Origin of the sequence: Micrococcus sp. KT16 (assembly GCF_003315015.1) — a bacterium.
Lineage (GTDB): Bacteria > Actinomycetota > Actinomycetes > Actinomycetales > Micrococcaceae > Micrococcus > Micrococcus luteus.
In genome coordinates this window covers 75,672-87,272 of record NZ_QNRG01000008.1, presented here as the reverse complement: position 1 = coordinate 87,272, position 11,601 = coordinate 75,672, and the positions used below count along the sequence as shown (strand labels likewise).

Genomic DNA, 11,601 nt, shown 5'->3' with positions numbered 1-11,601 from the left:
CTCAGCAACCGACCCGCACAGGGACGTCACCGTCCTCGAGCAGCCTGCCGTCATGGGTGACGATCACGACGATCCTGTCTGCCAGAGCCCGGCGCAGATCCGTGATGAGGGCGCGTGCCTCGTCGGCGTCCACGTGTGCGGTCGGCTCGTCCAGCAGCACGACATCGGCGCGGGCCACGAGAGCCCGGGCCACGGCCAGGCGTTGACGCTGCCCGCCCGAGAGCCGCTGCCCGCCAGGGCCGACGCGCGTGTCCAGGCCCTGCGGTGCCGCGGCCAGCCACGGACCCAGTCCCACCAGCTCGAGCGCGGCGGTGAGCTCTGCGTCGGACGGGGCGTCCGCGACGCCGCGGGCCAGGGCGAGGTTGCCGCGCGCCGTGGAGTCGAAGATCAGGGCGTCCTGCGGGGTCCAGGCGACCCGGGCCAGCGCCGTCGCGTCCGGGCGGACCGGGTCCGGCTGGGGCGTCGGGGGCACGGTCTCGAGCGTGTACCGGCCGGCGGTCAGGGGCAGGAAGCCCAGCAGCACGGCCAGCAGGGTCGACTTCCCGGATCCGGAGGGCCCGGTGACGACGGCGACGTCCCCGGGGGCCAGGTCGAGCTCCAGGTCGGTCCACAGCGGCGGCGCACCGGGGTGGGCGAAGGCGGCCTCGACCAGGCGCAGGCGGCACACCCGTGCCTCCGGCTCTGCGGCCTCCGCCGGCTCAGGCGGCGCCGCGGCAGCTCCGCCCTCCTCCGGGCCGAGCAGCTCGCCGGTCGCCCGCGCCCGATCCGCCAGGGTGCCCCAGTGCTGGGCGGCGGCGGCCAGCGCCCCATAGGGCTCGGCCCAGGAGAGTGCGAGCAGCACCACCAGGGCCGCGACGGGCGCTGAGGTGCCGGTGTGGGCCGCCGCGGCCGCCGCGGCCACCGCGATCCCCCCGGAGGCCGCGACCGCCAGCGCCCGGCCCCCGCCGGCGGCCCACGCGGCCCGACGGCGGGGACGCTGCAGCCGGTCGTCCAGCACCGCCAGTCCCCTCAGCGCAGGCTCGGTCAGCCCCAGCCCGCGCAGGTCCCCGGCCGCGTTCAGCACGGCGGCCACACGGTCGACGAGCGCGCCCTGCCCTCGCACCTGGGCCGCGGTCTGGCGGCGGTCCAGGACGGCGACCAGCGCGGGGATCACCACCAGGGCGACCGCCCCGGGCACCAGGGCCACGACCGCCAGCTCCGGGGCCAACGCCCAGGTCAGGGCGGCGGTGGCCAGCCAGGCGAGCAGGGCCGCCGGGGCAGGCACGAGCACCCGGGGCACCGCGTCCCGAAAGGCGTCCACGTCCGAGACCAACAGGGACAGGGCGCCGTCGGTCCGGCCCACCCGCCCCCACAGCCGGGGTTGACGGCCCAGCGCGTCCCACAGGCGCAGCCGCAGCTCCGTGGCCCAGCCGAACACGGCGTCGTGGGTGGTCAGCCGGTCCAGGTAGCGGAACACGGCCCGGGACAGGCCGAACCCGCGCACCAGCACGATCACGGCCAGCAGGTAGAGCACCGGCGGCCGCGTCGAGGCGGTGACGATCAGCCAGCCGGACAGTGCCGCCAGCAGTGCCGCGGACACGTGGGTCCCGGCGGCCCAGCCGATGCCGGCCCAGAGCTTCGGTTGCCGCCACGGCAGCAGCCGCAGTCCGGCCCGCAGCGAGACCTGTCGCGGGGTGACCGGCTCCGGCCGCGCACGCCCCTGGGCGGCGGCGACCGGCTCCGCCGTGGCCGGGGATCCGGCGGTCGGACCGGCGCCGGGGGCCAGCCGGACGATGGCGTCGGCGGCCGTCAGCAGGGTGGGATCGTGGGAGGCGGCCAGCACGGTGCACTGCGGCGTGCTCAGCCCGGGCACCGCACCGGAGGGCAAGGCCGCGAGGGTCTCGGCGACGACGGCGGCCGCGGCGCCGTCCAGGTGGGCGGTGGGCTCGTCCAGGAGTACGAGCCACGGGCCGGTCCCGTCCGCGGCGTGCAGGCGGGCCAGGAGGCGGGCGACCGCGACCCGCCGGCACTCCCCCGGGCTCAGATCGGCCGGGTCCCGCTCCTGGAGACCCTCGAGCGCCACGGCGGCCAGCACGGCGGAGCGAACGGGACCGGGCAGCGCACCCCCGGCGGCCAGGTCCAGTTCGCCGGCGACCGTGCGCTCGGTCAGCACGGGGTGCTGCCCGAGCCAGAGGGTGCGTTCCGGGTCGACTCCGGCGACCCGGCCGGTGGCCTCGGCGGCGTCCTGGCGCAGCAGGCCGGCCAGCAGACGCAGGACGGTGGACTTGCCGGTGCCGGAGGGCCCGGCCAGGGCGGTCAGATGCCCCGGGGGCGCGGTGAGGTCGAGACCCTCGAGCACCTGCCGTCCGGCCATCCGGACGCTCAGGTCCTGCACCAGGACGCCGCCGTCCCGGTCCGGCCCGGAGGCCGGCCCGAGCGTGTCGAGCACGGGGGCCGGGACGGGGGCGTCGGCCGCGGCCCGGGCGCGGGACTCGGCCTCGCGGCCGTCCTCGGAGGCGTGGAAGGCCGCGCCGACCTCCCGCAGCGGCAGGTAGAGCTCGGCGGCGAGGATGAGGACCACCAGGCCGTCGAGAAGCGCCATCTGCCCGTTCACCAGGCGCAGTCCGATGAACACCGCCATGACGGCCACGGACAGGGAGGCGATCAGCTCGAGGGCGAGACCGGAGAGGAATGCGGTGCGCAGCGTGACCATCGTGGCCGCGTGGTGCCGCTGGGAGACCTCCTGCAGAGCGCGGCGCTGGACGCCGGCCCGGTGGAGTCCGACGAGCACCGGCAGGCCGCGGGCGAGCTCCAGCAGGTGCCCGGCCAGCCGGTCGAGCCCGTCCTGGGCGGCATCGATGCGCTCCTGGGTGTGGCGGCCCACCAGGATCATGAACAGGGGAACCAGGGGCAGGGTGATGGCGGCCACCACGGCGGAGACGAGGTCGTGGGTGAGGATCCACACGCCCAGGGCCGCCGGGACCACGGCGGTGGCGGCCAGCGCGGGCAGGGCTTCGGTGTAGTGGTCGTCCAGGCTCTTGAGGCCGTGGGTGACCAGGACGGCATCGGCGCCGGAACGGGGGCGTCCGCCGTCGGCGGCGGCCAGCCGTTGGGCGACGACGGCGGCCCGCACCTGCTGCTGGGCCCCCAGCGCGGCGCGGCGGCCCACCACGCGCTGCCCCGCCTCCGCCAGGGCACGCAGGGCCACCCCGGCCGCCCCGAGCAGCACGGGGCCGCTCAGGGTCTGCGCGGCGGGCACAGGGCCCACGGGGGCCGGCGGGTGGAACAGCAGGTCGAGCAGCCGGGCGGAGTCCTCGGGGTCCAGGGTCATCGCCAGGCCGGTGATCAGCCGGGCCAGGGATTCGGCGAGCAGGATCCAGCCGAGCGCGCGCAGCACGGCGAGGGCCAGCAGGGCCGGCAGGGCCCGAAGTGCGGCCGGGGTCATCGGGGGCCGGGCCCGACGGGTCGGGCCCGGAGGCGGCCCGGCCGCCGAGGCGGAGCGCTCGACGGCCGGGGCGGCGGGGCGGCTGGGGCTCACAGCGGCTCCACCAGGTGGGCCTCCGGGATGTGGGTGTCGGCCAGACGGCGGCGGAACATCCAGTAGGACCACCCCGTGTAGGCCAGCACGATGGGCACGAAGATCAGGGAGATCACGGCCATCAGGCCCAGGGTGTACGGGCCGGAGGAGGCCAGCTGAGCGGTGAGGCTGAACTGCGGGTCCACCGTGGAGGGCAGCACGACCGGGTACTGGGTGACCATGATCGCCGTCCACGCCAGCACCAGAACCAGCGTCAGGGACGTGAAGGCCAAGCCCTCGCGGCCGGCCCGGGCGGCCACCACCGACGCGGCCACCGCCACGACGGCCAGCACCAGCAGCGCCCAGGTCCACGGGCGGTCGCCGCGGGCCACCACGAGCCCTGCCCAGACCAGCAGCGGCAGCACGGCCAGCGGGGTCCACGTGGACAGGAAGCGGGCGGCCGACCGGCGGGGGGCGCCGTCGGTCTTCAGGCCGATGAACGCCCACGCCTGCGCCAGGGAGAAGCCGACCACGGCCAGACCACCGAGCAGCGCCGGGCCGGTCACCCACACGAAGGGGCCGCCCACCCGGTCCCCGTTGGCGTCCAGCGGCAGGCCGGTCGTCGTCAGCACGAGCAGCACGCCGGCCATGAAGGCCGCCAGGAACGAGCCGATGCCCAGGGTCCAGGTCCAGATCTCCCGGCCGGCGTCGGTGGCGGCCTTGCCGCGGTACTCGATGGACACCGCCCGCAGGATCAGACCGAACAGCATCACGAGCATCGGCAGGTACAGGGTGGAGAACACCGCCGCGTACCAGAACGGGAAGGCCGCGAACATCGCTCCGACGGCGGTGATCAGCCACACCTCGTTGCCCTCCCAGACGGGGCCGATGATGTTCAGCAGCACCCGGCGCCGTGGCTCGTCCCGCGCCCAGAAGCGCACGAGCATGCCGACCCCGAGGTCGAAGCCCTCGAGGGCCAGGTAGCCGAGCCAGAGCACGGCGATGATGACGTACCAGTAGACGGGAAGGACCTCAGCCATGGTCGTGCTGTCCTCTCTGCGAGCGGGTCAGTAGGCGAACGCGAGCACGTCGTCGCGGTCGCGCTTCTGTTCATCGGAGTGCTCGGCGGCGGTGAGCTCCGGCATGGCGGCCGGGACGCCGCCGCGGACGAACCGGGTCAGCAGGAAGACCTCCACGCCCAGCAGCACCGCGTAGATCCCGACCAGGACGATCAGGGACACGAGGACCTCTTCACCCGTGACCCCGGGCGAGACGGCCGCGGCGGTGAACATGTACACCTGATCCACGCCCATCGCCGGGTTCGGGTACACCACGAACGGCTGCCGGCCCATCTCGGTGAACACCCAGCCGGTCATGTTCGCCGCGAACGGCGCCCCGATCGAGGCCACGGCCAGGCGCATCCAGCCACGGGAGGCCGGGACGGTGCCGCGGCGGGAGAACCACAGCGCGCCCAGTGCCGCGAGCGCGCCGAGTCCGCCGAAGAGGATCATGAGCCGGAATCCCCAGTAGGTGACCTCCATCAGCGGCAGATAGGAGATCTCGCTGCCGGCGCGGTCGCCGTAGAGCTCGGAGTCGGGCAGGTGCGTGCCGTACTTCTGCTCGAACTCCGGCAGCAGGGTGTTGATGCCGCGCACCGGCGTGGTGAAGTCCTCGTACGCGAGGTAGGAGAGCAGGCCCGGCACCTCGATCACGCCCTGGACGTCCTCGCAGGTGGTCGCTCCACCCGAGCGCACATCGCCGAGGGTGAGCACGGAGAACGCGGTGCCGTCGTGGCAGGCGGCCTCCGCGGCGGCCATCTTGGTGGGCTGGAAGTGGATCATCTGCTGGGCCTGGGCATGGCCGGAGAATGCGGTGCCGACGAAGCCGATCAGGGCGACGGCCGCCCCGGCGCGCAGCGAGGTGAGCCAGACGCGGTGGTCGGTGCGGTCCCGGGCGGCGGTGCCGGCGTCGCCGACGACGACCCGGCCCGCCTCGTCCACGACGTCGATGCCGTCCCGGCGGCGCTTCCACAGGTGGTACCAGGCGATCCCCACGAGGAAGCCGCCGGCCACGGCCCAGGAACCGAAGATGGTGTGCGGGTAGTGGGTGAGGACGATCGGGTTGGTCAGCACGGCGCCGAGGTCGTTGAGCACCGGGCGGCCGTCGACGACCTCATAGCCCACCGGGTGCTGCATGAAGCCGTTGGCCACCATGATGAAGTAGGCCGAGAGGTTGATCCCCAGCACCGCGCACCACAGGGCGGCCAGGTGGAGTCTGCGCGGGATCCGGTCCCAGCCGAAGATCCAGATGCCCAGGAACACCGATTCCAGGAAGAACGCGATGAGCGCCTCGAGGGCCAGCGGCGCCCCGAAGACGTCCCCGACGAACCGGGAGTACTCCGACCAGGCCATGCCGAACTGGAACTCCTGCACCAGCCCGGTGGCCACGCCCATGATGAAGTTGATCAGGAACAGCTTTCCCCAGAACTTCGTCATCCGCAGGTAGTGGTCCTTGCCCGTGGCGACCCAGAGGGTCTGCAGGACGGCGACGACGAGGCCGAGTCCGATGGTCAGCGGGACCATGAGGAAGTGGTAGACGGTGGTGATGCCGAACTGCCACCGTGCGAGTTCGAGGGGATCCACGAGGCTGCGCTCCTGAGACAGGCGTTCGACCGCGACAACGCGGTCGCTGGATACCACCACCCTAGTCCGTCGGACGTCGTGACATCGCCGGACGGCGCCGGGCCGACGACGCCCTGACCGTGTCCGCGGACTGTCCCGGCCGAGGCGACCCTGTTCGCCTCGGGCCGATCGAGGCCTCCGACGGGCGCCCCGCCCGACCCCTCCGATACAGTGGGCTGTCGTCTCACCGCAGGTGAGCGCCCCCTCCCCGACCCCCGCAGATTGGTCCTGGTGACGAACGTGTCCGGCAACGCCAGCTACGAGTACTCCCGCGCCGCCCTCCTGGCGGTCACCGAGGTGGAGGCCCCCGTCGAAGTCACCTCGCAGGACCTCGACGACCAGCTGGCGGAGGTGCTCACCCGCCTGCGCCTGCCCGGCTCCCTCCTGGAGCGGGTGGCCGGTGTGCGCAGCCGACGGAACTGGGACGAGACCGAGGACTTCCAGGAGGCCGCCGCGCGCGCCGGCATCGCGGCCCTGGAGCAGGCCGGCGTCCCCCGGGAGCGGGTGGGCCTGCTCGTGAACACGTCGGTGACCCGGGCCACGCTCGAGCCCTCCGTGGCCGTGCGGATCCACCACCTCATGGGGCTGCCCACCTCGGCGACCAACTTCGACATCACGAACGCGTGCCTCGGGTTCGTCAACGGCCTCATGCTCGCCTCCACCCTGGTGGACGCCGGCCAGATCGACTACGCGGTCGTGGTCGCCGCCGAGGACGCCTCGAAGGTGCAGGCCGCCACCGTGGCCAACCTGCACGCCGAGACCACGCACCGCGGCAACTTCATGGAGCAGTTCGCGTCCCTGACGTTGGGCTCCGGGGCCGCCGCCGCCGTCGTCGGCCGCATCGAGGACCACCCGGACGCCCATCGGATCGTCCGCGGGATCACCCGCGCCGGCACCGACCACCACGGCCTGTGCGTGGGCGACCACCACGGCATGTACACCGACTCCACCGCCCTGCTCAAGGACGGTCTCGAGCTCGTGATGGACGCGTGGCACGACGTCCCGGCGGAGTGGGCGTGGCCGCAGGCCGACCGGTTCATCACCCACCAGGTCTCGCAGATGCACACCGACGCGATCGCGGAGTCCGCCCACCTGGACCCGGCGCGCATCCCGACGACGTTCCCCACGCTGGGCAACGTCGGCCCGGCGTCGCTGCCCATCACCCTCGTGCGGGAGATGGACGCCCTGGAGGACGGGGACACGGTGGTCTGCCTGGGCGTGGGCTCGGGCCTGAACACCGCGATGCTCGAGATCGAATGGTGAGCTGAAGGAGCCAGAGCCATGCCCCAGATCCCCGCCGCCCCCGCCGCCCTGCCGCCGGCCGACCGACTGCCCGGCTGGGACCCGGCGTGGTCCCGCCTCGTGGAGATCCGCTCCGCCGCGGACCCGGAGGGGACCGTGCGGACGCTGCACGTGGCGGACACCGGACCCGTGCTCGCGGCGGCCGGGGCGGAGATCGTCGGCACGATCGTGGCGGTGCACGGCAACCCGACGTGGTCCTGGCTGTGGCGGTCCCTGCTCGCGGAGACCGTGCGCCGGGCACGCCGGGGCATGGCCGCGTGGCGCGTCGTGGCGCCGGACCAGCTGGACATGGGCTTCTCCGAGCGCCTCGCGCACGCGGGCTACCCGTCCGCCGCGTCGATGGGCCGTGCCGGCGACACCTACCGCACGCTGGGCGGCCGCATCGCCGACCTGGACGCGCTGCTGGCGGCTCTCGGGCTGCGCGACCTGGCAGCCACCGGCCACCCGCTGATCACGCTCGGCCACGACTGGGGCGGCGTCGTGTCCCTCGGCTGGGCGGCGCGTCATCCGGAGCTGGTGGCCGGCGTCGCGACCCTGAACACCGCGGTCCACCAGCCCGAGGGGGCGCCGATCCCCGCCCCGCTGCAGGCCGCCCTCGCCGGGCCCGTCCTGCCGGCCTCCACCGTCACCACGGACGCCTTCCTCTCCGTGACGACCTCCCTCGCCACCCCGGCCCTCGACCGCGAGACCCGGGCCGCCTACCACCTGCCCTACGACACGGCGGCCCGACGCGGCGGCGTCGGCGGCTTCGTCGCGGACATCCCGGCCGACCCCGGCCACGGCAGCCATCCCGAACTGCAGCGGGTGGGCGAGGACCTCGCCGCCCTGGGCCGCACCGATGTGCCCGCCCTGATCCTGTGGGGCGCCGACGACCCGGTCTTCCTGGACCGCTACCTCGACGACCTCCGCGACCGCCTGCCCCACGCGCGCGTGCACCGCTACGAGGGGGCGGGGCACCTGCTCGTGGATGACCGCGACATCACCGCGCCCCTGCTGCAGTGGGCCCAGCTGCTGCGCGGCGGCCAGCTCTCCGACCCCGCCTCGGGGCTGCCGGGCCCCGTCCCGCACGCCACCGCCGACGCGGCCGCCGACCCGGGCCTGGACGTGGACCTCGGGGAGGAGCCCGGAGCCCGCGAGCCCGGCGCGGTCCGGCTCTGGGACCACCTGCGCGACTGGGGTGCCCCCGGCTCGGACCACCGCGAGTACACCGCGCTGGTGGACATGGCCGGCGCCCAGGCCGGCCGCTCGCTCGTGGGCACCGCCCGCCGACCCGTGGCCGTCACCTGGGGCGAGCTGCAGGAGATGGTCTCGGCCATCGCCACCGGGCTGTGGGCCGCGGGCATGCGGCCGGGCGACCGGGTCGCCATGCTCGTGCCGCCGGGTCGCGACCTGTCGGCGGCCCTGTACGCCGTGCTGCGCGTGGGCGCCGTCGCCGTGGTGGCGGACCAGGGCCTCGGGGTCAAGGGCATGACCCGGGCGATGAAGTCGGCCCGCCCCCGGTGGATCATCGGCCGCACCCCCGGTCTGACGCTGGCCCGCGCCCAGTCCTGGCCGGGCACCCGGATCTCCGTGACCGAGCCGGGCGCCGCCCAGCGCCGCCTGCTCGACGTCTCCGACTCGCTCTACGCGATGGTGGACCGCCACCGCGACCCGGCTGCGGGCGACGCCGTCGACGAGTACGGCACCGTGCTGCCCGAGCCCGCCCTGGACGCGGACGCCGCGGTGCTGTTCACGTCCGGCTCCACGGGCCCGGCCAAGGGCGTCGTGTACACGCACGAGCGGCTGGGCCGCCTCGTGGCGCTGATCTCCCGCACCCTGGGCATCCGCCCGGGCGGCTCCCTGCTGGCCGGCTTCGCCCCGTTCGCGCTGCTCGGACCCGCCCTCGGCGCCGCGTCCGTCTCCCCGGACATGGATGTCACCCAGCCGGCCACCCTCACCGCGCAGAAGCTGGCCGACGCCGCGATCGCCGGGCAGTCGAGTGTGCTGTTCGCCTCCCCCGCCGCCCTGGCGAACGTGGTCGCGACCGCCGACGGCCTCGACGCGCCCCGGCGCGAGGCGCTCGACGCCGTGCGTCTCGTGCTCTCGGCCGGCGCCCCCGTGCACCCGCAGCTGATGCGTCAGGTCTCGGACCTCATGCCGAACGCCCGGGTCCACACGCCGTGGGGCATGACCGAGGGGCTGCTGCTCACGGACATCGACGGCGCCGAGGTGCAGCGCCTGCGCACCGCCGACGACGAGGGCGTCTGCGTGGGCTCCGCGCTGCCCACGGTGTCCCTGGCCATCGCGCCGCTGCTCGAGGACGGCAGCGCCGAGGACGTCATCCTCGACCCCGCGCGGGGCCACGGCGTCCTCGGCGAGATCGTGGTCAGCGCCCCCCACCTGAAGGACCGCTACGACGCGCTCTGGCACACCGACCAGCAGAGCAAGCGCGACGGGCTGTGGCGGCGGGACGGCCGGGTGTGGCACCGCACCGCCGACGTCGGCCACTTCGACGCCGAGGGCCGCGTCTGGCTCGAGGGTCGGCTCCAGCACGTGATCACCACGCCCGACGGGCCGGTCGGTCCGGGTGGGCCCGAGAAGACCGTCGACGCGCTCGGGCCGGTGCGACGCAGCGCCGTCGTCGGCGTCGGGCCCCGGGGCACGCAGGCCGTGGTCGTCGTCGTGGAGGCGGCCGTGCCGGCCACGCGCCCGGCGCGGCGCCCAGGTCACCACCGCGACGGCCGGCCCAAGCAGGGCCTCGCCCCGACCGCGCTGGCCTCCGCCGTGCGCGCGGCCCTCGAGCCGCTGCCGGTGGCCGCGGTGCTCGTGGCCGATGAGATCCCCACGGACATCCGGCACAACTCCAAGATCGACCGCGCCCGGGTGGCCGACTGGGCGGAGGCCGTGCTCGCCGGCGGGAAGGTGGGTGCGCTGTGAGCGGCTTCGGCTACGACGTCGGCCTCGACGCCGCCGGGATGCCCGACCTCGTCGAGCGCCTCGCGTCGCGCCGCGTCCTGGTGACCGGCGCCTCGGGGCTGCTGGGTGCGGGCGTCGCCCGGGTGCTCGCCGATGCCGGCAACGACGTGACCACCCTGCAGCGGCGTCCGTCGGGCGTGCCCGGTGCGCGGGACGTGCGCGGGTCCGTGACCGACCCGGCCGCCGTCGAGGAGGCCCTGACCGGCGCGGACACCGTGGTGCACGTGGCCGCGAAGGTGTCCGTGTCCGGCCCCGAGCACGAGTACGAGGCCGTGAACGTGGAGGGCACGCGCATCCTGTTGCACGCCGCACAGCGCCACGGCGTGCGACGCTTCGTCCACGTCTCCTCCCCCTCCGTGGCGCACGCCGGCGACTCCATCGTCGGCGAGGGCGCCGGAGCCGCCAGCCCCGAGCACGCGCGCGGACCCTACGCGCGCACGAAGGCGGCCGGCGAGCGACTGGCCCTGGCCGCCGACCGCGACGACTTCCGCGTCCTGGTGCTGCGCCCCCACCTGATGTGGGGGCCCGGGGACCTGCAGCTCACCGACCGGATCGTGCAGCGCGCGCGGGCCGGGCGAATGCCCGTGCTCGGCACGGGCGCTCCCCTGGTCGACACGCTGTACACGGCCAACGCCGTCGAGGCCGTGGTGGCGGCTGTGTCCGCGGCCGACGTGCACCACGGCGAGGCCCTCGTGGTCACCAACGGCGAGCCGCGACCGGTCGGCGAGCTGATCCGCCAGATCGCGCTGGCGGGCGGCGCCGCGGAGCCCGAACGCCGCGTCCCGGCGGGCCTGGCCCGGCGCGCCGGCGCCCTGATCGAGCGGGCGTGGGAGCGGGATCTGTTCGGGCTGCGGTCCCGGGGCGTCGGCTCCGACGACGGCGAGCCGCCGCTGACCGAGTTCCTCGCCGAGCAGCTCTCGACCGCCCACTGGTTCGACCAGCGTCGCACCCGTGAGGTCCTCGCGTGGACGCCGACCGTGAGCATCGACGAGGGCCTGCACCGCGTCGCGGCGTACTACCGCGACCGCTGACGTCCGCCCAGGGCTTTCGTTCGGGAAACGGCGCGGGTCACGCCGCTTTCGTTCGGGAAACGGCGGCGACTGCGCCGCCGTCGCCTCGGTGCCCGCCGTTTCCCGAACGACGACGCTCCTGGGGCCGCCGTTTCCC

Annotated in this window: 6 protein-coding genes; 3 read left to right on the top strand and 3 right to left on the bottom strand. The window is 75.0% G+C overall.

Translation table 11 applies throughout. From position 1 onward, the window contains the following. Position 1 precedes the first annotated feature (1 nt). From cydC to DE149_RS08060, 3 genes are read right to left on the bottom strand one after another with little or no spacing between them, the layout of a single operon-like run. Positions 2–3,517: a thiol reductant ABC exporter subunit CydC gene (gene cydC, locus DE149_RS11915; protein WP_113914309.1), complete on the bottom strand. Its 3,516-nt coding sequence runs from the start codon at positions 3,515–3,517 to the stop codon at positions 2–4. Next, complete coding sequence (cydB, locus tag DE149_RS08065) at positions 3,514–4,536, bottom strand: cytochrome d ubiquinol oxidase subunit II (RefSeq protein WP_036314110.1); 1,023 nt, start codon at positions 4,534–4,536, stop codon at positions 3,514–3,516. Before cydB ends, cydC begins: the two co-directional genes overlap by 4 nt. A 27-nt stretch (positions 4,537–4,563) precedes the next feature. After that, positions 4,564–6,138, bottom strand: coding sequence for a cytochrome ubiquinol oxidase subunit I (locus DE149_RS08060; protein ID WP_036314107.1), 1,575 nt, complete (start codon positions 6,136–6,138; stop codon positions 4,564–4,566). A gap of 270 nt (positions 6,139–6,408) precedes the next feature. Between DE149_RS08060 and DE149_RS08055 the strand changes: the two genes are divergently transcribed. From DE149_RS08055 to DE149_RS08045, 3 genes are read left to right on the top strand one after another with little or no spacing between them, the layout of a single operon-like run. Beyond that, on the top strand, positions 6,409–7,440 hold the full coding sequence (locus DE149_RS08055) for a 3-oxoacyl-ACP synthase III (protein WP_113914308.1): 1,032 nt from the start codon (positions 6,409–6,411) through the stop codon (positions 7,438–7,440). Positions 7,441–7,458: 18 nt separating this feature from the next. Continuing rightward, complete coding sequence (locus tag DE149_RS08050; RefSeq protein WP_113914307.1) at positions 7,459–10,395, top strand: alpha/beta fold hydrolase; 2,937 nt, start codon at positions 7,459–7,461, stop codon at positions 10,393–10,395. Beyond that, positions 10,392–11,465 carry an NAD(P)-dependent oxidoreductase gene (locus DE149_RS08045; RefSeq protein ID WP_036336986.1) on the top strand — a complete coding sequence of 358 codons (1,074 nt, stop codon included), beginning with the start codon at positions 10,392–10,394 and terminating at the stop codon, positions 11,463–11,465. The genes DE149_RS08050 and DE149_RS08045 overlap by 4 nt, the downstream gene beginning before the upstream one ends. Positions 11,466–11,601: the final 136 nt, after the last annotated feature.

Bases quoted from the DNA above. Each gene is read 5' to 3' on its own strand.
- cydB (WP_036314110.1), bottom strand. From the start codon at position 4,536: ATGGCTGAGGTCCTTCCCGTCTACTGGTACGTCATCATCGCCGTGCTC.
- DE149_RS08050 (WP_113914307.1), top strand. From the start codon at position 7,459: ATGCCCCAGATCCCCGCCGCCCCCGCCGCCCTGCCGCCGGCCGACCGA.